This window comes from Methylobacterium sp. 1A (assembly GCF_058072805.1).
The window spans coordinates 1,408,725-1,434,778 of sequence record NZ_JBYQVE010000001.1 but is presented as its reverse complement, the minus strand read 5'-3'; the positions used below and the strand labels follow the sequence as shown (position 1 = coordinate 1,434,778).

At 70.7% G+C, this 26,054-nt stretch carries 24 protein-coding genes; 16 read left to right on the top strand and 8 right to left on the bottom strand.

What is annotated here, in order from left to right:
- Window positions 1–419 precede the first annotated feature (419 nt).
- Window positions 420–2,294 (top strand): Hint domain-containing protein, encoded by a 1,875-nt coding sequence (locus ACX9MN_RS06990; RefSeq protein WP_489724032.1) that lies wholly within the window; start codon window positions 420–422, stop codon window positions 2,292–2,294.
- 25 nt (window positions 2,295–2,319) lie between these two features.
- Here the strand turns inward: ACX9MN_RS06990 and ACX9MN_RS06985 are convergent, their stop codons facing one another.
- The 3 genes from ACX9MN_RS06985 to ACX9MN_RS06975 form a co-directional block, all read right to left on the bottom strand.
- On the bottom strand, window positions 2,320–4,023 hold the full coding sequence (locus ACX9MN_RS06985; RefSeq protein ID WP_489724031.1) for a putative bifunctional diguanylate cyclase/phosphodiesterase: 1,704 nt from the start codon (window positions 4,021–4,023) through the stop codon (window positions 2,320–2,322).
- Window positions 4,020–5,858 (bottom strand): ATP-binding protein, encoded by a 1,839-nt coding sequence (locus tag ACX9MN_RS06980; RefSeq protein WP_489724030.1) that lies wholly within the window; start codon window positions 5,856–5,858, stop codon window positions 4,020–4,022. Before ACX9MN_RS06980 ends, ACX9MN_RS06985 begins: the two co-directional genes overlap by 4 nt.
- A 290-nt stretch (window positions 5,859–6,148) precedes the next feature.
- Complete coding sequence (locus ACX9MN_RS06975; protein WP_056522129.1) at window positions 6,149–6,349, bottom strand: hypothetical protein; 201 nt, start codon at window positions 6,347–6,349, stop codon at window positions 6,149–6,151.
- Window positions 6,350–6,539: 190 nt separating this feature from the next.
- On the opposite strand from ACX9MN_RS06975, the gene ACX9MN_RS06970 reads away from it, so the two are divergent.
- The 3 genes from ACX9MN_RS06970 (at window position 6,540) to ACX9MN_RS06960 (ending at window position 8,428) form a co-directional block, all read left to right on the top strand.
- Complete coding sequence (locus ACX9MN_RS06970; protein WP_020091367.1) at window positions 6,540–6,782, top strand: hypothetical protein; 243 nt, start codon at window positions 6,540–6,542, stop codon at window positions 6,780–6,782.
- 34 nt (window positions 6,783–6,816) lie between these two features.
- A complete protein-coding gene (locus tag ACX9MN_RS06965; protein ID WP_056522126.1) occupies window positions 6,817–7,032 on the top strand; it encodes a hypothetical protein in 216 nt (71 codons plus the stop codon).
- A 115-nt stretch (window positions 7,033–7,147) separates the two neighbouring features.
- The gene (locus tag ACX9MN_RS06960) at window positions 7,148–8,428 is read left to right on the top strand and encodes an O-acetylhomoserine aminocarboxypropyltransferase (RefSeq protein ID WP_020091369.1); all 1,281 of its coding nucleotides are present in this window, start codon (window positions 7,148–7,150) and stop codon (window positions 8,426–8,428) included.
- Between the two features lie 128 nt (window positions 8,429–8,556).
- Here ACX9MN_RS06960 and ACX9MN_RS06955 read toward each other — a convergent pair whose 3' ends face one another.
- The gene (locus tag ACX9MN_RS06955) at window positions 8,557–10,344 is read right to left on the bottom strand and encodes an acyl-CoA dehydrogenase C-terminal domain-containing protein (RefSeq protein WP_091980470.1); all 1,788 of its coding nucleotides are present in this window, start codon (window positions 10,342–10,344) and stop codon (window positions 8,557–8,559) included.
- A 301-nt stretch (window positions 10,345–10,645) separates the two neighbouring features.
- Here ACX9MN_RS06955 and ACX9MN_RS06950 point away from each other — a divergent pair, with 301 nt between their 5' ends.
- Window positions 10,646–13,915 carry an SEL1-like repeat protein gene (locus tag ACX9MN_RS06950; RefSeq protein ID WP_489724029.1) on the top strand — a complete coding sequence of 1,090 codons (3,270 nt, stop codon included), beginning with the start codon at window positions 10,646–10,648 and terminating at the stop codon, window positions 13,913–13,915.
- Between the two features lie 138 nt (window positions 13,916–14,053).
- Window positions 14,054–14,491, top strand: a complete 438-nt coding sequence (locus ACX9MN_RS06945) for a DUF3429 domain-containing protein (protein ID WP_020091372.1) — start codon at window positions 14,054–14,056, stop codon at window positions 14,489–14,491.
- 31 nt (window positions 14,492–14,522) lie between these two features.
- Here the strand turns inward: ACX9MN_RS06945 and ACX9MN_RS06940 are convergent, their stop codons facing one another.
- Entirely contained in the window at window positions 14,523–14,753 is a 231-nt protein-coding gene (locus ACX9MN_RS06940) for a hypothetical protein (protein WP_020091373.1), read from the bottom strand.
- 150 nt (window positions 14,754–14,903) lie between these two features.
- On the opposite strand from ACX9MN_RS06940, the gene ACX9MN_RS06935 reads away from it, so the two are divergent.
- The 3 genes from ACX9MN_RS06935 to ACX9MN_RS06925 all read left to right on the top strand — a co-directional run bounded on the left by ACX9MN_RS06935 (window position 14,904) and on the right by ACX9MN_RS06925 (window position 16,613).
- Window positions 14,904–15,632 carry an autoinducer binding domain-containing protein gene (locus ACX9MN_RS06935; protein WP_056522117.1) on the top strand — a complete coding sequence of 243 codons (729 nt, stop codon included), beginning with the start codon at window positions 14,904–14,906 and terminating at the stop codon, window positions 15,630–15,632.
- 175 nt (window positions 15,633–15,807) lie between these two features.
- Window positions 15,808–16,431 carry an acyl-homoserine-lactone synthase gene (locus tag ACX9MN_RS06930; protein ID WP_489724028.1) on the top strand — a complete coding sequence of 208 codons (624 nt, stop codon included), beginning with the start codon at window positions 15,808–15,810 and terminating at the stop codon, window positions 16,429–16,431.
- Window positions 16,432–16,433: 2 nt separating this feature from the next.
- Window positions 16,434–16,613, top strand: a complete 180-nt coding sequence (locus tag ACX9MN_RS06925; RefSeq protein WP_020091376.1) for a hypothetical protein — start codon at window positions 16,434–16,436, stop codon at window positions 16,611–16,613.
- A gap of 78 nt (window positions 16,614–16,691) precedes the next feature.
- Here ACX9MN_RS06925 and ACX9MN_RS06920 read toward each other — a convergent pair whose 3' ends face one another.
- Window positions 16,692–17,906, bottom strand: a complete 1,215-nt coding sequence (locus ACX9MN_RS06920; RefSeq protein ID WP_020091377.1) for an NADP-dependent isocitrate dehydrogenase — start codon at window positions 17,904–17,906, stop codon at window positions 16,692–16,694.
- A 206-nt stretch (window positions 17,907–18,112) separates the two neighbouring features.
- Here ACX9MN_RS06920 and ACX9MN_RS06915 point away from each other — a divergent pair, with 206 nt between their 5' ends.
- Window positions 18,113–18,898, top strand: coding sequence for an RNA methyltransferase (locus tag ACX9MN_RS06915; protein ID WP_489724027.1), 786 nt, complete (start codon window positions 18,113–18,115; stop codon window positions 18,896–18,898).
- Here the strand turns inward: ACX9MN_RS06915 and ACX9MN_RS06910 are convergent, their stop codons facing one another.
- Window positions 18,899–19,084, bottom strand: a complete 186-nt coding sequence (locus ACX9MN_RS06910; RefSeq protein WP_056522110.1) for a hypothetical protein — start codon at window positions 19,082–19,084, stop codon at window positions 18,899–18,901.
- A 127-nt stretch (window positions 19,085–19,211) separates the two neighbouring features.
- On the opposite strand from ACX9MN_RS06910, the gene ccmA reads away from it, so the two are divergent.
- From ccmA to ACX9MN_RS06880, 6 genes are all read left to right on the top strand, one after another.
- Window positions 19,212–19,850: a heme ABC exporter ATP-binding protein CcmA gene (gene ccmA, locus ACX9MN_RS06905; RefSeq protein ID WP_489724026.1), complete on the top strand. Its 639-nt coding sequence runs from the start codon at window positions 19,212–19,214 to the stop codon at window positions 19,848–19,850.
- A complete protein-coding gene (gene ccmB / locus ACX9MN_RS06900; RefSeq protein ID WP_482958623.1) occupies window positions 19,847–20,515 on the top strand; it encodes a heme exporter protein CcmB in 669 nt (222 codons plus the stop codon). The genes ccmA and ccmB overlap by 4 nt, the downstream gene beginning before the upstream one ends.
- A 311-nt stretch (window positions 20,516–20,826) precedes the next feature.
- The gene (gene rpsT, locus ACX9MN_RS06895; RefSeq protein WP_007561677.1) at window positions 20,827–21,093 is read left to right on the top strand and encodes a 30S ribosomal protein S20; all 267 of its coding nucleotides are present in this window, start codon (window positions 20,827–20,829) and stop codon (window positions 21,091–21,093) included.
- A 489-nt stretch (window positions 21,094–21,582) separates the two neighbouring features.
- Window positions 21,583–23,079, top strand: a complete 1,497-nt coding sequence (dnaA, locus tag ACX9MN_RS06890; protein ID WP_020091382.1) for a chromosomal replication initiator protein DnaA — start codon at window positions 21,583–21,585, stop codon at window positions 23,077–23,079.
- A 279-nt stretch (window positions 23,080–23,358) separates the two neighbouring features.
- Entirely contained in the window at window positions 23,359–24,567 is a 1,209-nt protein-coding gene (locus ACX9MN_RS06885; protein WP_447693035.1) for an acetyl-CoA C-acetyltransferase, read from the top strand.
- Window positions 24,568–24,687: 120 nt separating this feature from the next.
- A complete protein-coding gene (locus ACX9MN_RS06880) occupies window positions 24,688–25,203 on the top strand; it encodes a hypothetical protein (protein WP_489724025.1) in 516 nt (171 codons plus the stop codon).
- Between the two features lie 30 nt (window positions 25,204–25,233).
- On the opposite strand, the gene ACX9MN_RS06875 is transcribed toward ACX9MN_RS06880, so the two are convergent.
- Complete coding sequence (locus ACX9MN_RS06875; protein ID WP_489724024.1) at window positions 25,234–26,013, bottom strand: EAL domain-containing protein; 780 nt, start codon at window positions 26,011–26,013, stop codon at window positions 25,234–25,236.
- Window positions 26,014–26,054: the final 41 nt, after the last annotated feature.

Here is a 26,054-nt window from a genome sequence, read left to right as displayed (position 1 = left end):
ACCCGAGGCTCATCGCGCGGCGACGTCCGAGCATCCGGTCGAGCATCACCCAGCGTTCCGATCCGCTGGCCGCGATGACGCGGTAGAGGCCCCCGCCGTCACCGGGCCTCCAGCCCGTCACGGCCGTTCCGTGCGGCGCCTCGATTGACCGTCAGCCAGTACGGCCGCAGCCGCGCGGCGCCGTGACTGATTTGCGCCACGTGGCCGATACGGTTAGTCAGCCTTAACCGTGTCGTCTTTGCCTGCTCGATGGCGCGACGCGACCGGCGGGCGTTCAGGCGATGGCCTGTCGCAGCCGATGCTCACTTCGTCCGCGCGACACGCAGGACATTATTAACTATTCGCGGATTGCTTGTTGGCAATCTTGATTTGACAGCGCGCCACGTCCGGCGAACCAGAACGGTGATGAGACGGCGTCGATGCTTGATCTGACGGGCTATCGCCTGACCTACGACGACGAGTTCAACGCGCGCAGCATCTCGCAGAACGGCGTCGGGACGACCTACCGCGATATTCGCGCCGAGTGGCGGTACGACGCCAACTCCGACATCGGCTTCGGCCGGTCCTCGTTCCTCGATTCCGGGTCCGGTTACGATCCCTTCAGCGTCCAGAACGGTGTCCTGACGATCACGGCGGCGCCGCCCGGGACGAGCGCGTCCGGCTATCCGGGGAGCTGGCAGTCCGGGCTCATCAGCACGCAGGGCAACTTCTCGCAGACTTACGGCTACTTCGAGATCCGCGCGGATTTCTCCAACAATCCCGATGCCTGGGACGCCTTCTGGCTGCTGCCCAATCAGCAGAGCCCGCAGTCGAGCAGCGCCAACGGGCACCAGGAGCTCGACGTCGTCGAGCATTACGGAAACAACGACCGCGGCGTCTACAGCACGATCCACACGACCGACCCGCAGCCGCCCGGAACGACCTGGCAGCAGACCCGCCAAGTCTACAGCGAGATGCCCAATCCCAACGGGTATCACACCTACGGCATGAACTGGCAGGCCGATCGCATCAGCTTCTACGTGGACGGTCAGCTCGTCGGTTCGCAGGCGACGCCGTCCGACCTGCACAGCCCCATGTATCTGCTGGCCAACCTGGCCGTGCAGAGCACGGCGACGACGGGCACCCACTTCAGCTCGAGCATCGACTATATCCGCGTCTACTCGAACAACCCCAACGCGGTCGCGGTGCCGCAGGACCGCGTGTCGTCGCCGGATGGCCGAGACCCGGGTTTGTACGGGGCGACGGCCGGTCTCCGGTCGGGCGCCGGCGCGGCCGGAGCGCAGCCGGGCGCGACCGGGTCGAACTCCGGTTCGACGGCGCCTGCATCGGGCGCTAACGGGTCGAATGGATCTTCTCAATCGTCCTCCGGCACGGCTCAAGGGACCGCGGCGCCGGGGAACGCCCCGTGCTACTGCACCGGCACGTCCATCAGGACCGACCGCGGCGACGTCGCTGTCGAGCGGCTCGCGGTGGGCGACAGGGTCGTCACGGCCGCGGGCCTGCATCGGCCGATCCGGTGGATCGGTCGCCGCACCTATCCCGGATCGTCGGCCCCGCCGACCGAGCGGCCTGTGCGCATCCGGGCCGGCGCGCTCGACGACGGCGTCCCCGCCCGCGACCTGCTCGTCTCGCCGGACCACGCCGTCTGGCTGGACGGGCTGTTCGTCGCCGCCGGCCACCTCGTCAACGGAACCAGCATCACCCGCGGTGAGCGCGTGATCGATCTCACCTACTGGCATGTCGAGCTCGACAGCCACGACCTGTTGCTGGCGGAGGGCGCGCCGGCCGAGAGCTTCCTGCCCGCTCCCGGCCTCCGGCGGCTCTTCGACGGCCGCGATCCGGACGACAGCGCGATCGGTCCGCAGGCCTACGCGCCGCGCACCGCGCTCGGTCCCCAGCTCGCCGCCCTGCGCAGGCGGCTGATCCGTCGGGCCGGCGCGACGTCGCGTCCGGGCGCCGTGCGGGCGTGGCTGGATCGCTGCGCGCTGCGCGCGGACGGCGCGCTGCGCGTGGCCGGCTGGGCCCACGACGCCGCGCAGCCCGACGCCCCCGTATGCCTGGACATCGTGGTCGACGGGACGATCGTGGCGGTGACGGTGGCGGCGGAGTACCGCGCCGACATCGCGGCGGCGGGCGTGGGCGACGGCCGGCACGGATTCGACCTCGGCGTCGAGGCGCCCCTTGCTCCCGGTGTGCCGCACGTGGTCGAGGTGCGTTGCTCGATCGACGAGGCGGTCATCTGCGCCATGGCCGCGGACGCGGCGGGCGTGTGGCGGCCCCTGCTGGCCGCCTGACGCGCCACCGCGGCCGCGTGGCGGGTCAGGCGCGCCGCATCAGGCTGGACGCGCGCAGGTCCGACGCGCGCAGGTCCGACGCGCGCAGGTCCGACGCGCGGCCGCGCGCGGCCGGACCGCGCGACCCGACCATGCGCGGCGGCTCGGCCTGCCGGATCTGGTCGAGCAGCAGCGGGCGCGCGAAGTAGTAGCCCTGGGCGCAGCGGATCTGCGTGGCGCCGAGCAGGTAGGCGACCTCCTCGAAGGTCTCGACGCCTTCGGCCACCACCGTCATGCCCAGCGCCGCACCGAGCGACTCGATCGCCTTCAGGACGATCTGGCTGCGCGGCCGCTTGTCGATGTCGGTGATGAACGAGCGATCGATCTTCAACTCGTCCGCGGTGATGTCCGCCAGGGCCGCGAGGGACGAGTAGCCGACGCCGAAATCGTCGATCGAGACGCGCGCGCCGATCGCCCGGATCTTCGGCAGGACCTCGCGTTGGAAGCGGCCCGTCGTGAAGAAGGCCTCCTCGGTCAGTTCGAGCACGAAGCGCTCCGCGAGTCCCGTCTCGCCGAGCGCCGCGCAGAAGGCGGTCATGAACGGCACGTCGCAGGCCTGTTTGGCGGCGATGTTGAGGCTCACGGTGACGTCGGGTCCGAAAACCTCGTCGATGTCGGGCATCGCCCGCACCGTCTCGGCCAGGAGCTGCAGGGTGATCTCGTTGATCAGCCCGAGCTCGATGGCGAGGGCGATGAAATCGCCGGGCGCCTGGATCATGCCGACCTCGTCGCGCCAGCGCAGGAGCACCTCGACGCCCGTGACCGCGTGGGAGCGCATGTCGACCTTGGGCTGGAAGGCGCAGCAGAAGCAGCGGTCGCGGATCGCCAGCCGGAGGCGCTGCTCCACGGCCATGCGGGCCGTGGCGGCCTGGCTCATCGCGTCGTCGAAGACGCTGACGCCGCCCTTCAGCTCGCCCTTCACCCGGTACATCGCGTTGTCGGCCTGTCGGGCGAGGGTCTCGTAGCTGTCGCCGTGCTCCGGGAAGAGGCTGACGCCGATGGAGGCGGAGGCGAAGATCTCGTGCCCGTCGATGAAGAACGGCTGCTTCAGGCGCTCCGAGATGGCGCGCACGGCGGCCAGCGCCGCGTCCCCGTCGGTGACGGGAGCGAGGAGCAGCACGAACTCGTCGCCGCCGATCCGCGCCAGGAGGTCGCTCGGGCGCAGCGCGCCGCCGATCCGGTCGGACACCTTGCGCAGCAGGGCATCGCCCGCGGCGTGGCTGTAGTAGTCGTTGATGTGCTTGAAGTTGTCGAGATCGATGAAGGCCAGGGCGAACCGGTCCCCCGGCGCGGACCCAGCCAGGACATCCGCGATGCTCTGCTCGAACATCGTCCGGTTTGGCAGGCCGGTCAGGGCGTCGATGAAGGCCTTGGTGATCAGCTCCCGCTGGATCCGGTGATGGTGCGTGACGTCGATCAGGGTCGTCAGCGTGAAACCGTCCCGGTCCTCGGCGACCGGCCGCGTCCGCACCTCGAGCATCCGGTCGTCGACTGCCTCGACGGTCCCGGCGTCCCGTGCCCCGGCCGCCGCGGCGGGAAGCGCCTGGACGGCCCTGTCCCCGAGGGCGCGCGCGGCGGCGTTGGCGAGGACGCAGTGACCCTGGCCGTCATGGACCACGACCCCGACAGGGAGCGCCTGGATGGCGGCCTCGAGCAGGGTTCGACGCTCCGGGAAAGCGGGCTCGCTCATGCCCCGCCCTGCTGCCACAGAGGCTTGCCAGTCTGGGTGCCAGTCTGGGTGCCGGTCTGAGCTTGGTCGCCGCCCTCCAGGGGGCGGCGGAGGAGACGGCGATGCACCTGCTCGAGGGCGGCGCCGTGCGGGCTGTCCGAGCCCGCCTCGCGCCCGAGGCGCGCCGCCGCGGCCGGATCGCCGTCGTACCCGGCGACCTTGTTCATGGTGGCGCCGCGCCAGCGCTCGACGACGGCGCCGACGAAGGCCGCGCCGGCGACGGTCGCGTCGTCCTCGGCGGCCCTGCCGCTCGCGTCGTTGCGCGGGTGACGGGCCGACGGCAGCGGCCGGAAGGTCATCCGCGCCGGGATCGGGACGCCCTCGCCGAAGGCGATGACCTCGCCGGTCCCCAGCGACGGCACGAAGGTGAGGAGGTTGGCGGCGTCCGAAACGGCCGCGGCCAGGAAGGCCTGGTCGCGCGCGTTGGTCATGCGCATGGCGAACAGGGTGCTGCATTGCGACATGATCGTCGCGTCGAGCTCGGCCGGGCGCTGGGTGACCAGCCCGAGATGGACGCCGTGCTTGCGGCCCTCTCGGGCGATCCGCGCCAGGGCGCGCCGCGTCGGCGTGAAGCCCACCGATCGGTCGGCCGAGGCGAAGCGGTGGGCCTCCTCGCAGACGAACAGCAGCGGGACGGCGCCCTCGCTCCAGATGCCGAACTCGAAGGCGAGGCGGCACAGCACGCACACGACGGCGTCGACGACCTCCATCGGCAGGCCGGCGAGCTGCATGATCGTCATCGGCCGCCCGTCAGGATCGAGCCGGAACAGGTGCGCCAAAATCTCGCCCATCATGTCGCCGCCGACATTGGCGTTGTCGAACATGAAACCGTGCCGGGGATCGTTCCGGATCGCCTCGATCCGGGTGATCAGCCGGTGATAGTGCATCCGGGAGACGCGGTTCTCGAGCCGACCCATCCGCTCGTCGATGAGCGCGAGCAGATCCTGCAGCATATAGGGGACCGGCGTGTCGACCGTGTAGCCGGCGCCCTTGCCGAAGGGCCGCTTCACGATCTGGCGGTCGCTCGCCTCCTTGTACTGCCCGTACTTGCTCTTCGCGAGGGGGATCACCTCGGCCAGGATCTCGATTTCCTCGTCCACGGCCGGCCGGCCGCCGTAGATGACGTCGGCGATCTCCTCGAGGTTGAACAGCCAGAACGGCAGCTTGAGGGTCCGCGGGCTGATGACGCTCGCGCGGTCGCCGAAGCTGGCGGCGTACTCGTTGTGCACGTCCAGCAGGAAGACGCGCACGGACGGTCGCGCCCGCATCACCTCATCGAGGATGACGGTGACGCCGCTTGACTTCCCGACACCGGTCGCGCCGAGCACCGCGAAGTGCTTGGAGAGCAGGTCGTCGATCTTGATGCAGGCCGGGGTCTCGGGATCCTGGTAGAGCGCGCCCACGGCCGCCGTGCCGGTCGCCGAGACCTGATGGACGATCCGGAGATCGGTGGCGGACAGGAGTTCCACATCGTCGCCGATCGCCGGGTAGCAGCTCACGCCGCGGCTGAAGCGGTGCGCGCCGTGCGCCGCGTGGATCTCGCCGAGCAGGTCGAGGCTCGCGTAGGCGCCCGGCCGGTGCCCGCGCTCGCTGCCCGAGGACAGCGTGGTGACGATGCCGACGAGGATCGCCTCTCCGGCACGAATCCGGACCAGATTGCCGACGGTGACGCGCACCCTGGGCCGGCCGCCCTGCACGATGAGTTCGAGATGGACCTTGGATCCCTCGATCGACGTCACCGCGCCCATGGGCGACGCGGCATCGTCGTGCCGGACCGTTCCGTCGCCGCTCAGCATCGTTCGCACCCTGGTCAGAAACAGAATCGGCGCGATACTGGTCGGGCGTGATTAAAGTTCTGACAAAGAAATATGGCCAGCGAAACAATGCTTAACCGATGCCTTACGGTTCGTAAGCATCGTCAAGGTTGTATTTGATGGCCGCCGCGACGGTCGCGTGGGAGGACGCGGACCGGTCGGCGCATGATCCAGCGAGGTCGTCTGCCATCGACACGCCGGCGCAGCGCGGAAACACCCGCGCAAATTCCACATGGAAGGTCGTGTCCGCCCCAGCCGGTTGCGGCCGCAGCCTACGCGACCTGACCGTCGCCGAAATGCTCGCGCATCCAGCACTCTCCGGAGATCCGCGCTCCGTTCTGCGTCACGAACGCGTAGGGCGAGTGCTCCACAACTGCGCCGCCGCGGCTGCGGATGATCCAGCGAAAACACCGCGGATCGTCCAGGCACGGGACGATCTCGACGGTATGAGAGCGCGTGATTTCGGTCGTCATGACCGGTAAACGCTCGAGCGCGGGACTCCGCTCCACGGATCGTGTGTGGAAGGTTACCGAGCGGTGTGGGCGCGCACGCCAGTTGGACCTGTCCGTCAGGTTCCGTGGCCGGAACCTTCCCCACCGCGGCCCGGTTCGGGCCGAGCCCTCCGGCCGGGCGCGACCCGGCTCCGCGCGACAAGGATGCTGCATGCCGATCAAGGCCCTCAACGACCGCAAGAAGCTGTCGAACGACTTCAACGAGGCCAACGACGCCTTCATCGACGAGGTGCTGAGCGCGCTCCAGGGCGGCCGGATTCCGGTCGATCTTGCCCGCGCCTACCTCGCGCATCCGGTCGCGATGATGCACACGGACGGGGCGCAGGCCGTCGCCAACTACTTCGAGCGCATGCTGGCCCAGCGCCCGAACATCGACTGGACGCCGGGCGCCTGAGCGCGGCGAGGGACCCCGACGAGAAGGAGCGCGGATGACCGCCGACGAGATCGAGGATCTGAACCGGGCGCGCGCCGCCCTGGCCCGCCAGCGGAACGCCATCGCGCGGCGATTGGGCGGCCTCGACCTGGCGCCGATCTCCATGGCCGAGGACCTGACCCGGACCCTGCTCGCCATCGAGGCCGTGGACCGTGCCTTGGTCGACGCGGGCCAGCCGCATATCGACATCGGCCACCGGCCGGACGCCTAGGGATTGCGAAGCGCTCGGTCGCGCCCGAGTCTTCGCGCCCGAGTCTTCGCGCCCGAGTCTTGCGCCGCACTCCCAGGCGTGCGTACAGGCTCGGGTGCTCTGAGGAGACCCGACGATGTCCGACCGCATGCCCGGCTTCAACACGCTGGCGATCCACGCGGGCGCCGCCCCCGACGCGGCCACCGGCGCGCGGGCGACGCCGATCTACCAGACCACCAGCTTCGTGTTCGACGACGTCGACCACGCCGCGTCGCTGTTCGGGCTCCAGGCCTTCGGCAACATCTACACGCGGATCACCAATCCGACGAACGCTGTCCTCGAGGAGCGCATCGCCGCGCTCGAAGGTGGGACCGCAGCTTTGGCGGTGGCCTCCGGCCACGCGGCCGAGTTCCTGACCATGCACGCCCTGATGCAGCCGGGCGACGAGTTCGTGGCGTCCAACAAGCTCTACGGCGGCTCGATCAACCAGTTCAACCACTCGTACAAGAACTTCGGCTGGTCGGTGGCCTGGGCCGACAACGATGACCCCGCCTCCTTCGAGGCGGCGATCACGCCGCGCACCAAGGCGATCTTCTGCGAATCGATCGCCAATCCCGGCGGCGTCATCACCGACTTGGCAGCGCTGTCGCAGATCGCCAAGAAGCACAACATCCCGCTCGTCGTCGACAACACCATGGCGACGCCGTACCTGATCCGGCCGTTCGAGCACGGCGCCGACATCGTGGTGCACTCGGCGACCAAGTTCCTCGGCGGCCACGGCAACTCGATCGGCGGCCTGATCGTCGACGGCGGCTCGTTCCAGTGGGCCGGCGACGCCCGCTACCCGATGATGAGCCAGCCGCGGCCGGAATATTCCGGCATGGTGTTGGCCGAGACCTTCGGCAATTTCGGCTTCGCCATCGCCTGCCGGGTGCTGGGCCTGCGCGATCTCGGACCGGCGCTGTCGCCGTTCAACGCCTTCCTGATCCTGAACGGGATCGAGACGCTGCCGCTGCGCATGCAGCGCCACTCCGACAACGCGCTGACGGTGGCCAAGCACCTGTCGACGCATCCGGCGGTGTCGTGGGTCAGCTATCCCGGCCTGGAGACCGACCGGTACCATCAGCTCGCCCGGCGCTACACGCCGAACGGCGCGGGGGCCGTCTTCACCTTCGGGCTCAAGGGCGGCTACGACGCGGGCGTCAAGCTGGTGTCGAGCCTGCAGCTGTTCTCGCACCTCGCCAATATCGGCGACACGCGCTCCCTGATCATTCACCCGGCCTCGACGACCCACCGCCAGCTCACCGACGCGCAGAAGACCGCCGCGGGTGCGGGACCCGACGTGGTGCGGCTGTCGATCGGCCTGGAGGATCCGGCCGACCTGATCGAGGATCTGGACGCGGCGCTCGGTGCGTGAGCCCGGCGACATCGCGAGCGCGGTGAAGCGACCCTGGATTGCTTCGCTCCGCTCGCAAGGACGGCGGTGCTTCCAGCGATCTGACCAGAAGCCGCCGGCTGGCGCGAGGCGCACAGCCGGCGGGCTGCTCAGAACGCCTCCGCCTCCAGCGCCATGGTGCTCTCGGCCCCGGCCTTGATCCGGTTAAGGCGCAGGGCGGTCTCCGGCAGCATCCGCTCCATGAAGAACCGGCCGCTCGTGAGCTTCGACTCCCAGCGGGGGGAGGGGGCCTCGGCGTGCTTGGCTTGGGCGGCCTTTGCGATCTTCGCCCACATGTAGCCGAGGGCCACGAGGCCGAAGAGGTGCATGAAGTCGGTCGCGCCGGCGCCGGCATTGTCGGGCTTGCTGAACGCGTTCTGCATCAGCCACATCACGGCGCCCTGGAGGTCGTTCAGCCCGGCCTGGAGCGGCTTGGTGAACGGCGCCATGGCGGGATCCTCGCCGTGGTCCTTCAGGAAGGTCTGGACCTCGCCCAGGAACGTCATCATCGCCCGGCCGCCGTCCTTCGGCAGCTTGCGGCCGATCAGGTCCATGGCCTGGATGCCGTTGGCGCCCTCGTAGATCATGGCGATGCGGGCATCGCGCACGAACTGCGACATGCCCCATTCCTCGATGTAGCCGTGGCCGCCGAGGAGCTGCTGGGCCTCGACCGCGTTGGCGAAGCCGCGGTCGGTGAATACGCCCTTCACCACCGGGGTCATCAGGCCGAGATGGTCGTCGGCGGCCTGCCGCTCCTTGGCATCCTCGGAGCGGTGCAGGATGTCGGCCTGGAGCGCGGTCCAGAGCATGAGGGCCCGGGCCGCCTCGTTGAAGGCGCGGATCTGCATCAGCGTGCGGCGCACGTCCGGATGGACGATGATCGGGTCGGCGGCCTTCTCGGGCGCCTTGGCGCCGGTCAGGGCGCGGCCCTGGAGCCGGTCCTTCGCGTAGGCGGCGGCATTCTGGTAGGCGACCTCGGACTGGCCGAGGCCCTGGACGCCCACCGCGAGCCGCGCCTCGTTCATCATCACGAACATGGCGTTGAGGCCGCGATTCTCCTGGCCCACGAGCCAGCCCGTAGCCCCGTCGTAGTTCATCACGCAGGTGGCGTTGCCGTGGATGCCCATCTTGTGCTCGAGGGAGCCGCAGGACACGCCGTTGCGCGCGCCGAGGGACCCGTCGGCGTTCACCAGGAATTTCGGCACCACGAACAGCGAGATGCCCTTTGTGCCGGCGGGCGCGCCCTCGATCCGGGCGATGACGAGGTGCACGATGTTCTCGGCGAGGTCGTGCTCGCCGGCCGAGATGAAGATCTTGGTGCCGGTGATGCTGTAGGAGCCGTCGCCGTTCGGCACGGCCTTGGTCTTGAGAAGCCCGAGATCCGTGCCGCAGTGCGGCTCGGTCAGGTTCATGGTCCCGGTCCAGGCGCCCTCGACCATCTTGGGCAGGTACAGCGCCTTCTGCTCCTCCGAGCCGTGGACCAGCAGCGCCGCCATCGCGCCCTGCGTCAGGCCGGGATACATGCCGAAGGCGAGGTTCGCGCCCGAGGCGAATTCCTGGATCGCCGTGTTCAGGGTGTGCGGCAGGCCCTGGCCGCCATAGGCCTCCGGCACCGACAGGCCCATCCAGCCCCCGCTGGCGTAGGTGTCGTAGGCGGCCTTGAAGCCGGTCGGCGTGCGCACCGTCCCGTCGGCCTCGCGGCGGCAGCCCTCGACGTCGCCCGTGCGGTTGAGCGGGGCGAGCACCTCCTCGGCGAGCTTCGCCCCCTCGCGCAGGACGGCCTCGACCACGTCGGGCGAGGCGTCGGCGAAGCCTGCCAGGTTGTCCCGGGCGTGGAAGCCGAGGACGTCGGTGAGCAAGAACAGCGTATCCTCGACCGGAGCGCGATACTGCGGCATCTCTGGCTTCCCCCGTCTGGTGCGGGCCTCTCGGAACGGCCCGCCGCGTTGGCCGCATGTAAACGCCGCGCCGCTCCCGGAGCAACGGCTCCGCCCGCCCTGAGCGCGACACGCGCGGCCGTTCCTCAGCAGCCGCGTGGTCGCGGCTATTACCGGGCCCATCAAACCTTAACTTCGTGTTTACCAAGAAAGTTAATGGTCACGCTCGAACGATCCGACGCGTGCGTCCGTGGATACCGAATTCCGGTCCCGCTCTGCGCCGAGGAAACGGACGCCGAACGCTGCCGACGACAGGCCACCGATGACCCGCAACGCGATGCCGCAGCTCGACAGTTTCGATCCCGAGGTGCTCGACGCGGCCCGCGACGTGGCGGCGCGGGCCGGGGTCCCGCTCGAGACCTGGATCGCGTCGGTGGTGCCGCAGCAGCAATCGGCCGGTCAGGGAAATCGCCGGCACCGGCGGCGCCACCGCGCCGAGCAGCTCGCTCTCGGCGGCAACCGGCCCGAGGCCTCGGCCGAGCGCGCCCTCCCGCCGGCCTCGCCCGACCAGAGGGCTCACGGGACGGCGCCGCGCGCCGAGGGCTACGGCGACGGTATCGCCGCTCTGATGGACCGCCTCGACGGTCTCGACCGCGCCCTCGACCACGAGCGGCGCGCCGCCCAGGACGCCGAGGCGCGCCGCCTCGCGGAGATCGAGGCCCGCATCGAGCGCGCCCTGAAGGCGGCCCCCGTCCAGCAGGTGACCGAGCGGCTCGGCGACATCGAGCGCCGCATGTCCCAGCTCGGCGAGCAGGTCGCCGCGACCCGGCCGCCCGGCCGTCGCCCGCGTCCCGCCGCCGCCGACATCCGCAGCGCCGTCCAGGACATTCGCCAGCGCCAGCGCGAGCTGGCACAGGGCGCCGAGCCGGCGCTCGCCGCGTCCGCGGCCGATGGCGGCGTCGTCGCCAGCATGCGCCTGGACCTCGCCCGCCGCCTGGAGGCGCGGATCGAGGAGGGCGTCGCCCCGTCGACCGCCCTGATCGAGCTTCAGGAGGAGACCACGCGCCTGCGGGAGGCGATCAACCAGCTCGCGACGAGCCGGGACATCGGCGCCCTCGAGCAGGCCGTCGTCACCCTGGCGAGCGGCATCGAGCGCGCCCAGGCGGGGACCGATCTCACCGCCATCGCGGTGCCGATCGAGCAGGTCCGGGCCCAGGTCGAGCGCCTCGCCGAGGAGGTGGCCGAGAACGTCCACAGCCGCGTCGCGGAGGACGTCCGGCGCCTCGCCGAGCGCCTCGACACCGCCGCCGCGACCGGCGCCGCCGGTCCGGACGACCGGACCCTCGCAGGCCTGTTCGCCGAACTCGAGGAGATCCGCCGTCAGATCGCCGCGCTCGCCGGCCCGGAGCGCATCCAGGGACTCGCGCAGAGCCTGCAGGCGGTGAGCGCGCAGATCGCCCAGCTGCAGCGGACGGCCGCCGGCCCCGACCTACGGCCGATCCTGGAGGAGATCCGCAGCGACGTGAAGATCGCCGCGCCGGCGGCGCTGGCGGAGCAGATCCAGGCACTCGCCGAGAAGGTCGACGTGCTCTGCGCACGGGACGACTGGTCCGAGCGCACCGGCGACGTGAACGTGGCCCGCTCGGGCGACATGGCCTCCATCCACGCCATGCTCCGCAGCCTCGCCGACAAGGTCGATCAGGTCGGCACCCGGTCCGAGCACGAGGGCCTCGACGCCCTGGAGCGGCAGGTGGTCTCGCTGGCCGGCCGCCTCGACGCGCCGCACAGCGCCGATCCGGCGCTGGCCGGGCTGGAGCGCACGATGGGCGACCTGCTGCGGCAGGTCACGGCGCTCCGGGAATCGGCGCCGAGCGAGGCCGTGGTGGAGCGTGCCGCCCGCAACGCGGTCGCGCAGAGCCTGCAGACATCCGGCCTCGGTGCCGCCGAGTCGGGCGAGATCGGCCTCCTGCGCGCCAGCCTCGCGGACATGCAGGCCCGGCAGGTGGCCTCCGATCAGCGCCTCGGCGCGACCCTCGACGGGGTTCAGTCGGCCCTGGAGCGGCTCCTCGTCCGGCTCGGGCCCGCCGAGGCCGTCCCGGCGCGGGGGCCGTCCCTCGACGAGCGCCTGATGTCGTCGACGAGCCCGGATGTGGCCCTCGCGCCCGTCGAGGCGCGCGCAAGGTCGCGGCGCGACAATGCCGAGGCATCCCGCCTCGCCGACGACCTTCTGGAGCCCGGCAGCGGCCGGCCGCCGCGCGAGCCGCGCGCTGCCCGCGAGCCCTCCGCCCGCCGGGCCGTGCAGGAGCGCCTCGGCGACGTCGCCGCAGCGCGATCCGCGGCCGATTCCAAGTCCGAGACCGACATCAAGACCAGCTTCATCGCGGCCGCGCGCCGGGCGGCCCAGGCTGCCCAGGCGGAGCTGGCCGCCGAGGCGCCTGCCGAGCGCCGGGAAGCCCGGAGTGACCGGGTCGCCGCTCTCCAGGGGGCGGCGACCGGCCGCCTCGGACGGTTGCGCGCCGAGATCGATCGCCGGCGCCGGCCGCTGCTGCTCGGCCTCGCGGCCATCGTGCTGGCTCTCGGCGCGCTCCAGGCGATCACCATGCGCGGCGCGGACGAGCCGCGGCCGGCGGCTTCGACGAGCCAGGTCGCGCCGTCCCGCGGCGATGCCGCGGAGGTCCAGAAGGACAGTGCGGACGTCTCCAAGGACGCTTCGAAGGACGCTTCGAAGGACGCCGCCAAGGAGAGCGCGGAGTCGAAGCCGACGCCGGCTGATCCGACGACGACTCAGTCTCTGCCCAACTCCGTTCCCTCGGACGCCCGGCCCAATGCCAAGGCGGCGGTGCCGCAGGTCTCGGGGATGAACAGCCTGCAGGCCGAGTTCGGCAACCTGCCGCCGGCGCTGGCGAAGGTGAAGCTCGCCGCCCTCGACGGTGACGGCGCGTCGATCTGGGACCTCGCGACGCGGGAGGCCGATGGCCGCGGCATGCCGCGCGATCTGTCGATCGCCGCCAAGCTCTTCGAGAAGCTGGCCGCGGCCGGCTACGCGCCCGCCCAGTACAAGGTCGCGGGCCATTACGAGAAGGGCTCGGGCGTCGTCCGAGACCTCGACAAGGCGAAGCTCTGGTACGGCCGCGCCGCCGAGCAGGGCCACGCCCGCTCCATGCACAATCTGGCGGTGCTCTACGCCGAGAACCCGGCCGCCAACGGCAAGCCGGATTTCGCCTCCGCGGCCTCGTGGTTCCGGCAGGGCGCCGAGTTCGGCGTCCGCGACAGCCAGTACAATCTCGGCGTCCTCTACGCGCGCGGCCTCGGCCTGACGCAGGACCTGATCCAGTCCTACGCGTGGTTCTCCGCCGCCGCGAGCCAGGGCGACGACGATGCCGGCAAGAAGCGCGACGACGTGGCCAACAAGCTCAGCCCCGCCGACCTCGCCAGCGCCAAGAGCCTCGCGGCGAACTTCAAGCCGCGAAAGATCGACGCGGCGGTCAACGAGCCGCCCGCGCCGAAGATGCCGGCGAGCGCGCCGATGTCCCTCCTCGGCGCACCGATGCCCGGCGCTGTCCCGTTCACGGCGCCGCCGCGCCGGAGCTGACGCCACTTCGGGCCTGCGGCCCGGCCGCGGGTCCGACCTTGACCGCCACGCCGCGATGCGGGAACGCTGCGGCAGGGCGGCGTCGGACCGGGGTCGGATCGCGCGGGTCGCCAACCCTTGCCGATGCCCGGAGGATGGATGGCGCACCGGAACTCTGTCCCGATCGGCGCAATCGTTCTCGGCGTGGCCGGACTCATCCCGTTCCTGGGCTTCGCTGCCCTGGCGGTGTCGGGCACGGACGGCGGCCTGAGCAGCATCGGCCTGTCGCCGCGCACCATCCTGTCGGCCTACGGCGCCGTGATCGCCTCGTTCCTCGGCGGGATCCGCTGGGGCGCCGCCGCGGCGCGCAATGGCGGCAACGGCGATTATCTCGTGGCCATCGTGCCGTCCCTGGTCGCCTGGGCCGCGATGGCCGCCCCCGCACCGTGGGACCTGCGCATCCTCGGCGGCCTCGTGCTCGCCTGGGGCCTCATCGATCAGGATCTGCCCCGCCGCGGGCTCACGCCCCTCTGGCTCGGCCGCCTGCGCCTGGTCCTCTCGGGCGTCGCCGGGGCCGCGCTCCTCGTGGCGGCCTGACCGCGGAGCGGCGGCCGTGCGGCACGCGCCGTCAGGTCTCGCGGCTCATCTCGCGCAGCAGGTTCAGGACGGCGGTGCGCCGCGCCGGCGACTTGATCGCCTGGAACAGCGCGGCGACCTCCGCGCAGTCGCGCGCGTCCTGGTCCGCCGCGGTCTCGTCGGGCCGCTCCGTCTGGAGGAAGTAGGTCGGACAGACATTCAGCGTGGCTGCGATCCGTTCCAGTAGCCAGCGCGTCGTCGGCGGGGTCGCGTCGTCAGTCATACCGTTGAAACTCGCACTCCGCCCGCTGGACCGATTCAAACGGCAGAGCTTTCCGCGGCTACCCTAGCCTTTCAGCGGCGGCGATGCCATCCTCAGGTTGCGTTCGACTCATCATTTGTCGCAGTGCGTGCATCAATTTCGAGCTAGGGCATGCCGCATTCGAAGCACCTCGACAGGACCTTCAGCGTGTTGCGGGATCTGGAACGGGCCGCTTCGCCCGACGAGATCGCGCGGCTCCTGGTCGACGCCTTCACCCGCTACGGGGTCTCGTACATCATGGCCGGGATCGTCCCGGAACCCGGCCTGCCGAAGCGGCGGCACGCCGGGTTCGTGCTCGCGAGCACCATGCCGGAAGGCTGGGCCCGCCGGTACGTGACGCAGGGCTACGCCCTCCACGACCCCACGGTCCGCCGGCTGTGCACCACGGCTACACCGTTCGACTGGAGCGCCGTGCTGCCGGATACCCCGACGGCCGGGCGCGTCATGAACGAGGCCGGCGATTTCGGCATACGCGCGGGCATCACGATCCCGTTCGTGACCCTCGACGGCGAGCCGGGCGGGATCAGCGTCTCGGGGGAGCGGATCGAGATCGATCCGGCCGAGCGCGTCGCCCTCAACCTCGTCGCGACCTACGCGGTCGGTCAACTGCTGCTGATGAACAGCCGGCCGACGGGGCGCGCGCCGGTGCGCCTCTCGCCGCGGGAGCGCGAGACCCTGCAATGGGCGGCGGAGGGCAAGACCGACGTCGAGATCGGCATCGTCATGGGCATCACCGCCGCCGGCGTCGACTACCATCTGCGCTCGGCCCGGGCGAAGCTCGACACCGTCAACCGCGCCCACACCGTGGCACAGGCGCTCCGAGCGGGTCTGATAACCTAGAGAACGCGCCACGCGGTCTGCACATTCCGCGGCCCGGCATCGGTGAACGCGGTTCGGGCCGCGGCAAGTCCTTGGCGCCGCTGCCGGCTGCGCGCGCGGACCCTACGGTTTCTCGTAGTACACAGCCCCCGGTGAAACGACGAAGACTCACGCCAGACCAACGTGAGGTTTGCTCGTGATCCACATCGTCACCCCCGCCAACGCGGATCGCTACGCCGACGCGATGGAGCAGGCCTGGCGCCTGCGCCACGACATCTTCGTCGCCGAGAAGGGCTGGAGCGAGCTGGCCAGGCCGGACGGCCGCGAGATCGACCAGTTCGACACGCCGCACGCGATCCACTTCCTCGCCATGGAGGACGACACCGTCGTCGGCTACAGCCGGCTCCTGCCGACCACGCGCCCGCATCTCCTGTCGGACGTCCTGCCGCAGCTCTGCGAGGGCGAGCGGCCGGTCGGCCCCCAGATCTGGGAATGGACCCGCCAGGGCGTCGCCCGCTCGCACCGGTCCAAGGGCCGCGTCGTCAATCCGGTCTCGATCGCGCTGCTCACCGGGATCGTGGAGTGGGGCCTCGCCCATGGGGTCAACAGCCTGCTGCTGCAGATGCCGACCCTCTACATGATCCACGTCATCCAGCTGCATTTCCGCCCGCAGCCGCTCGGCCTGCCCGTCCAGATCGCCGGCGAGGAGATCATGGCGGCGACCGCCCGGTTCGACGCCCGCACCCTGGCCAAGCTCCGCGCCGTCCGCGGCGACAGTCGCTCGGTCCTCGTCTCCGAACCCGCTTACCTGGTGGCCTGAACATGATCTTCGACAGCAAGGATACCGCGCTGGACGCGCTCGCCGCGCAGTGCCTGCGGGTTCGCGAACTCATCGACTCGGTCGGCGATCCGCTGATGCGGGCCGCCATCGACCTCCTGCTTCTCGAGGTCGCCCGGGCCCTCGCCCAGACGGGTCCGCAGGACCAGGCGAGCGGCGCCTGAGGCGCCGGCGGCACGCGGATGTGAAAGCGGCGGGCGTCCCGGAGGACGCCCGCCGCGTTTCGCGTCGAGGCTGGAGCCTCAGGCGCCCATCGCGGTCTTCAGGTTCTGGTCGACCTTGTCGAGGAAGCCGGTGGTCGAGAGCCACTTCTGGTCCGGTCCGACGAGGAGGGCGAGGTCCTTGGTCATGTGGCCGGCCTCGACCGTGTCGACGCAGACCTTCTCCAGGGTCGCGGAGAACTTCGCCAGATCGTCGTTGCCGTCGAGCTTGGCGCGGTGCGACAGGCCCCGGGTCCAGGCGAAGATCGACGCGATCGAGTTGGTCGAGGTCTCGCGGCCCTTCTGGTGCTCGCGGTAGTGGCGGGTGACGGTGCCGTGCGCGGCCTCGGCCTCGACGGTCCGGCCGTCCGGCGTCATCAGCACGGAGGTCATCAGGCCGAGGGATCCGAAGCCCTGCGCGGCCGTGTCGGACTGCACGTCGCCGTCGTAGTTCTTGCAGGCCCAGACGTAGCCGCCCGACCACTTCAGGCAGGAGGCCACCATGTCGTCGATCAGGCGGTGCTCGTAGGTGATGCCGAGCGGCTTGAACTTCGACTCGAACTCCTCCTCGTAGACCTTCTGGAACAGGTCCTTGAACCGGCCGTCATAGGCCTTGAGGATCGTGTTCTTGGTCGACAGGTAGACCGGGTACTTGCGCGCGAGGCCGTAGTTCATCGAGGCGCGGGCGAAGTCGATGATCGACTGGTCGAGGTTGTACATCGACATCGCGACGCCGGCCTCGGGGAACTTGAACACCTCCTTCTCGATGACCGTGCCGTCATCGCCCTCGAACTTGATGGTCAGGCGGCCCTTGCCGGGTACCTTGAAGTCCGTGGCGCGGTACTGGTCGCCGTAGGCGTGACGGCCGATCACGAAGGGCTGGGTCCAGCCGGGCACCAGGCGGGGCACGTTCTTGCAGATGATCGGCTCGCGGAAGATCACGCCGCCCAGGATGTTGCGGATCGTGCCGTTGGGCGAGCGCCACATCTCCTTGAGGCCGAATTCCTGCACCCGCTGCTCGTCGGGGGTGATGGTGGCGCACTTCACGCCGACGCCGTGGCGCTTGATCGCCTCGGCGGCGTCGACCGTGACCTTGTCGTTGGTGGCGTCGCGGTGCTCGACGCCGAGGTCGTAATACTCGAGATCGACGTCGAGATAGGGGTGGATGAGCTTGTTCTTGATCTCGGCCCAGATGATCCGGGTCATCTCGTCGCCGTCGAGCTCGACGACGGGGTTCGCTACCTTGATCTTCGCCATGGACCGATGCCTTCCCGCGTTGTCCCCGCGCACGGCATGCAAGGGCCGTGCGGTCGTTGTCCCGGGTGGCCTGACGGGCGCCCCGGGCCGGAATCGCCCCGCGACATAGCGCGGCCCTTCCGGCGACGGAAGGCGCGCGCTGTCATCCGGGCGGCATCGTCACTCGGCCCTCGACGGGTGCGGGCCCGCCGTGCCAGACGGCCGCCATGACGAGCCGAGACGCACAGGGCGACGCCCCCGAGGTTTCCCCGAGGAAGGTCACCGAACTGCCGCCCGGGATCGCCCCCGCGGTGATCCTGGTGGAGCCGCAACTCGCCGAGAACATCGGCATGACCGCCCGTGCCATGGCGAATTTCGGCCTCTCGGAGCTGCGCCTCGTCAACCCGAAGAACGGCTGGCCCAAGAAGGGCGTGCGCGAGGCGGCCTCGGGCGCGACGCACGTCCTGGACGCGGCCACGATCTACGGCAGCGTCGCCGAGGCCATCGCCGACTGCCGGTACGTGTTGGCGACCACGGCGCGGGAGCGCGGGCAGATGAAGCGGGTGTTCGCACCCGAGGAGGCCATGGGCGAGCTCGCGGCCCGCGAGGGCCAGCGCACCGCGGTGATGTTCGGCCGCGAGCGGGTCGGCCTCACCAACGACGAGGTGTCGCTCGCCGACGCGATCGTCACCTTCCCTGTCTCCCCGGACTTTCCCTCGCTCAACCTCGCCCAGGCGGTCCTGCTGATCGGCTACGCGTGGCGGCAGGCGAGCGGCCGGGCGCGCCTGCCCTTCACGGGCGAACTCCTGTCGCCGCCGGCGACCCGCGAGGCGCTGATCGCGCTGTTCGGAAGCCTGGAGTCGGCGCTCGACGGGGCCGGCTTCTACCCGCCGGAGAAGAAGGAGATCATCGCCCGCAACATGCGCGACATGCTCCACCGCATGAGCCTGACCGAGCAGGATGTGCGGACGTTTCGCGGGGCGCTGCGGGCCCTGGCGCGGAAGGGCGGCTGATCAGCCGGAGGCCGGCGTCATCTCCGGCGGCTTGCCGCCGCCGAAGCAGCGGCCGACCGCCTCCCAGAACGCCGTCTGCTCCTCGGGGGTGCACTGCGCCATGCGCGCCTCGACCTTGGCGCGTCCCGCCACCGCGTCGGGCGTCGCTGCGACCTCGGTCTCGCTCGGGTTTCTCGCCTCGGCCATGGGCAATCCTCCGTTGCAGAACGAAAGCGCAGCTGGGCCGTGCGGTTCCGTTCCGCGGCGCAATCGGGCATGGAGTCGGCGATTCGCGGAGCGGCCGCGCGGTGGCGGGACGAGGGCGGGGTATCGGGTGCGGCTCAGCGTGGACAATCTGGCCTGCCGCCGCTCCGGCCGCCGCATCTTCGCCAACCTGTCCTTCGCCCTCGGACCCGGCGACGCCCTGGCGATCACCGGGCGGAACGGCGCGGGCAAGTCGAGCCTCCTCGCCATCCTGTCGGGCCGGCTGCGGGCCGATGCCGGGCGGGTCGACGTCTCCGACGTCGGCGAGGCGAGCTTGCCCGAGTGCCTCCACACGGTCGGCCACCGCGACGGGCTGAAGAGCTCGCTCACTGCGGGAGAGAACCTCCTGTTCGCCCAGCGGCTCCTGGGCGCGCCGCGCCTGAACCCGCGCGCCGCGCTGGAGCGGCTCGGCCTCGGCCACGCGCACGACCTGCCGGTGGCTTATCTCTCGGCGGGCCAGCGGCGGCGCGTGGCCCTGGCGCGGCTCCTCGTCTGCGCCCGTCCGCTCTGGCTCCTGGACGAGCCGACCGCCGCCCTCGACACGGCCTCGCAGGCGGTGCTCGCCGCGCTGATGGAGGGCCATCGGGCCGGCGGTGGCCTCGTGATCGCCGCCACCCACCAGTCCCTCGGCCTCGCCGGGGCGGCGGAGCTGCGCATCGAGACCGCGGCCGCGGCACCGGTCGCGGACGCGCTGGAGGAGTGGGCGTGATTCGCGCGGTCATCGCCCTCATCGCCCGCGACCTGCGCCTTGCCGGCCGGGTCGGCGGTTCCGGCGCCCTGTCGCTGGTCTTCTTCCTGATGATCGTCGCGCTGGTGCCCTTCGCCCTCGGGCCCGATCTCAACCTGCTGTCGCGGATCGGCCCGGCGATCCTGTGGCTCGCCGCCGTTCTGGCGACGCTGATCGGCCTCGACCGCCTGTTCCAGGCCGACGAGGAGGACGGCTCCCTCGACCTGATGACCGCCGCGCCGGTGCCCCTCGAGCTTGTGGTGCTCGGCAAGGTCGCGGCGCACTGGCTGACCACGGGCCTGCCGCTCGCCCTGGCCGCGCCGCTCTTCGGGCTGCTGGTGGCCCTCGACGGCACCGCCATGGGCGCGACGTCCCTGACGCTGCTCGCCGGCACCCCGGCCCTGAGCTTCATCGGCGCGGTGGGCGCGGCGCTCACCGCCTCGATTCGCCGGGGCGGCCTGATCCTGGCCGTGCTGGTCCTGCCGCTGATGATCCCGACGCTGATCTTCGGCGTCTCGGCCGCGCAGGCGGCGAGCGGCGGCACGGTGCCGTTCCTCGTGCCGCTGGCGGTGCTGGCGGCGCTGACGCTGATCGCCGCCGTGGTCGGGACGCTGGCGGCGGCGGCGGCCCTGCGCTGGCCCGAATAGCCGGAGCGCTCCTGCGAGAGCCGGCCGGCGCCCGTCATCGTCGCGGCGATGCGGCCTCGCGCGATCCGACGTCTTCAAAGAAGCCTGCCGTATGCGTCGCGGCGCCCGGACTGAGGCCGAGGCCCGCGATCCGGTTTCGCCTCCGAGCGCGTTGACGCGCGGCGCCCCCCTGACTATAGAAGCCGCTTCGCCGAGGGGCCGCGATTTTGCGCGCGTTGCGTCTCGGCCATCGCCAGACAACCTGACGCGACGACCGATTTCCGGCACAGCCGGCCCGTCGGCATCGCCCGACGAGAAACACGAGGACGTACATGGCCAACACCGCTTCGGCCAAGAAGATGACCCGCAAGATCGCCAAGCGCACGGCGATCAACCGCTCGCGCCGCTCGCGCATGCGGACCTTCGTCCGCAAGGTCGAGGAGGCCATCGCCACCGGTAACCAGCAGGACGCGCTGGCCGCCCTCCGCGCCGCCGAGCCCGAGATGATGCGCGCTGCACAACACGGCATCGTTCACAAGAACAATGCCTCGCGGAAGGTCTCGCGCCTCGCCGCCCGCGTTAAGGCGCTCGCCGCCTAAGACGCCACACACCACCGAGACGGTTTCGAGCCCGGCCTTCGCGCCGGGCTTTTTCGTGCGCGCTGTCCGGATCGGGCCGCGCGCTGCCGGCGGCGCCATGAGTCCAAAGCGTTAACCCTATCCAAGAATCGGCACGATTGCGGTTCCCGGAAACGGCGTGTAACTTAACAGAAACTGACACCGGACAAGCAAAACACGACGATTTCGGGACTCCAGCGAATCGATCTGATTCGCCAAGACTCTAGCCGCCGTGTTCAGCTCCCGCGGGAACACTTGCGAATGGGAATCGGCGCCGTCCCCACAAGTCCCACTGTTAAAGGAACCGTAGGTAATTGTTGATAGGCTCTCCCAATCGGCAAAAGTTCTTCGCGGTGGGGTTGACTCCGTCCAGAGGACTCTGTCCCGCCCGTTCTTGCGGGACGCTGAGGGCGTAATTCGTGCGTACGCGCCGCCTGCGGGATTCCGTGGGCAGCGTCGGGAGAGCCAGTGATGCGTGTCGACGGAACGGTGGCGAGCGACGACGACGGGGGCCGCAACGGCGGCGGCAACACGGATTACGGGTCTGCCTGGGCCCGGGTGAAGCGCCGGCTGCGGGCCGAACTCGGCGAGGACGTGTTCGCCAGCTGGTTCGCCCGGCTGGAGCTGGAGGCCGTGGCCGGCGGAACGGCCCGCCTGACGGTCCCGACCCGCTTCCTGAAGAGCTGGATCGAGTCGCACTACCTCGACCGCGTCCTCAACACCTTCAAGGCCGAGGTCGAGGAGATCGCGCGGATCGAGGTCGGCGTGCGCGGGACCGGGGCGCCGGTCCGTCCGGTCGCCGTCGGAGCCGCGAAGGCAGGCCCGGTCAGCGGCCCGCTCGCCCGCCTCCACGCGACAAGCGCGCCGATGCCGGTCGCCGCGGTCGCGCCGACGCCCGAGGCGCGCGGCGCCGAGGCCGGCGGTGACCTGAGCGGCACGCCGCTCGACGCGCGGCTGACCTTCGCGAGCTTCGTGATCGGGCGCTCGAACGCGCTGGCGCACGCCGCCGCCGAGCGGGTCGCCAATCACCAGGGGGAGGGCGCGCTCTACAACCCGCTCTACCTCCACGCGGGCGTCGGGCTGGGCAAGACCCACCTGCTGCACGGGATCGGCCACGCCGCCCGCGAGGCCGGCCGCCGGGTGATCTACCTGACCGCCGACCGCTTCATGTACGGCTTCGTCAACGCCCTGAAGACCCAGTCGGCGCTCGCCTACAAGGAGCGGCTGCGGGGCATCGACCTGCTGATCCTGGACGACGTCCAGTTCATCCAGGGCAAGTCGATCCAGGCCGAGTTCGGCCACACGATCAACGCGCTCATCGATGCCGGCCGTCAGGTCGTGGTCGCCTCCGACCGGCCCCCGACCGAACTCGAGGCCCTGGACGAGCGGGTGCGCTCGCGGCTCGGCGGTGGCCTCGTGGTCGAGATCACGGCGCTCGACGAGGCTTTGCGCGTCTCGATCCTGTCGGCACGCCTCGCCGCCGTGCGGGCCGCGCATCCGGGCTTCGACGTCTCGCCGCAGGTGGCGGCCTACGTGGCCCGCGCGATCACCGCCAACGGCCGCGACCTCGAGGGCGCGGTTAACCGCCTGCTGGCCCACGCCACGCTCACCGGCACCGCCGTGACGATGGAGACGGCCGAGAGCGCGATCCGCGACCTCGTGAAGAACCGCGAGCCGAAGCGGATCAAGATCGAGGACATCCAGAAGCTGGTCGCCTCGCGCTACAACGTCTCGCGGTCCGACATCCTGTCGGAACGGCGCACCGCCGCGGTGGTGAAGCCGCGCCAGATCGCCATGTACCTGTCGAAGGTCCTGACGCTGCGCTCGCTGCCGGAGATCGGCCGCCGCTTCGGAGGCCGCGACCACACCACGGTGCTGCACGCCGTGCGCAAGATCGAGAAGCAGATCGGCGAAGATTCGGTGCTCGGCGACGAGGTCGAGCTGCTGAAGCGGATGCTTCAGGACTAGTCGAACGCGCGAGATTTCCCGCATCGCGTCCGGGCTGAGTTTGCTCTTTCAGGAGCAGGTTCGATCCGGGCGGGCGCGGGGACGGCCGGGCACCCGGCTGATCTGGCCGAGCCCGGACGAGCACGACCAAACCACCCCCGCTGTCACGCGCCCTTCGCCGGCTCCCCGCTATCGGGGCTGGCCGAGGGCGCGCGCGCCGTGGCAGACTGGCGCGAACCGAGACGGCCCTGTAAGGCCGCGTCGCCGACCGGCGAAGATCGACGCCCCGGGGGAGTGCTGATGACGGACGCCTTCATCTACGACCACGTTCGCACGCCGCGCGGGCGCGGCAAGGCGGACGGCTCCCTCCACGAAGTCACCGCCCTGCGGCTCGCCGAGACCGCGCTCCGCGCCCTCAAGGACCGCAACGGACTCGATACCGGCCTCGTCGACGACGTGGTGCTGGGCTGCGTCGATCCGGTGGGCGAGGCGGGGGGCGACATCGCCCGCGCTGCCGCCCTCGTGGCGGATTACGGCGCGCACGTCCCAGGCGTGCAGATCAACCGCTTCTGCGCCTCCGGCCTCGACGCGGTGAACTTCGCCGCCGCGCAGGTCATGAGCGGCCAGCACGAGATGGCGGTGGGCGGCGGCGTCGAATCGATGAGTCGCATCGGCATCGGCGCCTCGGGCGGCGCCTGGCCGGTCGACCCGGCGATCGCCATCAAGTCCTACTTCATGCCGCAGGGCGTCTCGGCCGACCTGATCGCCACCAAGTACGGCTTCTCACGCGACGATTGCGACGCCTACGCGGTCCGCTCCCAGGAGCGCGCCGCGAAATCCTGGGGTGAGGGGCTGTTCGACCGCTCGGTGGTTCCGGTCCGCGACGTGAACGGCATCACGCTGCTCGACCGCGACGAGCACATGCGTCCGGGCACCGACATGCAGTCGCTCGCCGCGCTGAAGGCCTCGTTCGTGCAGATGGGCCAGATGGGCGGCTTCGACGCCGTCGCGACGGACGCGCATCCGGACGTGGAGAGCGTCGAGCACGTCCACCACGCCGGCAACTCCTCCGGCATCGTCGACGGCGCCGCCGCCGTGCTGATCGGTTCCCGCGCTGCCGGCGAGGCCGCGGGCCTGCGCCCGCGCGGCCGGATCCGCGCCTTCGCCAATATCGGGTCCGACCCGGCCCTGATGCTCACCGGGCCGGTGGACGTCACCCGCAAGGTCCTGGCGAAGTCGGGCCTGAGCCTGTCGGACATCGACCTGTTCGAGGTCAACGAGGCCTTCGCGGCCGTGGTCCTGCGCTTCTGCCAGGCCTTCGACCTCGACCCGGAGGCGGTCAACGTGAACGGCGGGGCCATCGCCCTCGGCCACCCGCTCGGCGCCACAGGCGCGATGATCCTCGGAACCGCGCTCGACGAGCTGGAGCGGACCGGCAAGGAGCGCGCGCTGGTCACGCTGTGCATCGGCGCCGGCATGGGCACCGCGACCATCATCGAGCGGGTGTGAACCCCCGCGCGCCCGGGAGCGGCGCCGCGCCGCTCCCCAAAGTCCGGGAACGCTGCTAGAGGCGCGGGCGACGCTCGGCCCTTTCGCGGTCCGGACGATAAAACAACGGGAGACAAGCCCTTGAACCGCCTGATTGCGACGCTCTGTCTGGGCGTCACCCTGAGCCTGCCGGTGGCCGCCCGCGCCGATGACGCGGCGGACCGCGTCGCCGCGGCCACCAACCTCGTCAACAAGACCCTGATCAAGAACCTCCAGACCGGGTTCAACGTCGCCCTCGAGAAGACCGTGGCGCCGATGCCGGAGGCCCGCGCCGAGGCCGTGCGCAAGGAACTGCTGGACGAGTTCGAGAAGCAGCGGACCCTCATGGTCCAGGGGCTCTCGAAGGACTACGCCGAGAAGTTCAGCCTCGCCGAGCTCAAGCACCTCGACGAGATCTACTCGGACCCGACCTACCTCAAGTTCCAGACGATGAACGCCGATCCGAACTCGTCGGTGACGGCGATCTCGCAGAACTCCGTCACCAAGCTGCTCAACATGCTGGCGGTGGCCGCGGCGACCGACAACGGACCGAAGCCCGGCGCCCCGCCGGCGCCGACGATTCCGCCGGCCGCGGCTCCGGCCCCGGCGCCGAAGTAGGCGATGAGCGCCGCGCGCGTCGGTCGGGTGTCAGGCCGCGCGCGCGGCCACCATGGGGGTGAAGCCCGCGACCGGGGGCAGCCCCTCCAGGAGGGGCTTGGCGAAGTGGTAGCCCTGGACGAGCGTGATCCCGATGCTGCGCAGGGCGTCGAGCTCCGCCGCGGTCTCCACGCCCTCGGCGAGCACCGCCACGTCGAGGGCTCGGGCGATGGCGACCACGCCCGAGACGATGGCGTAGCGCCCGGCGTCGCTGTCGAGGCCGCGCAGCACGTCCATGTCGATCTTGATCAGGTCGGGGCGGAAATTGGCGAGCAGGCTCAGGCCCGCGAAGCCGGCGCCGAAATCGTCGAGCGCCGTCAGGAACCCCTGCTTCCGGTAGGCGGCGACGATGCCCTTGACGTGATCGATGTCCCGGAAGCGCTCCTGCTCGGTGAACTCGAACATGATCCGCCGGTGTGCGAAGTCGATGCGCCGCGCCGCCTCGAGCGACGCGCGGATGCAGGCGTTCGGCTCGTAGACCGCGTTGGGCATGAAGTTGATGGACAGCCGGGTGGCGCTGTCGCGGGGAAACAGCGTGCCGGCGAGCTCGATCGCCTTGACGCGGGCGGCCTGGTCGAACTGGTAGCGGGTCTCGTCGGTCACCCGGTCGAGGATCGTGTAGGCCGGCTCACCCTTCGGGCCGCGCACCAGCGCCTCGTAGGCCCAGACGCTGCCGTCCGCGAGGTCGAGGATCGGCTGGAACGCCATCGTGAAGTTGAAGTCGAGCTTGGTGCCGGCGCGACAGGCGCGGCAGCCGGAATCCTTCGTCATGTGTGGCTTTCGGTGAGTGACCCCGGCCGGCAGACAATGGC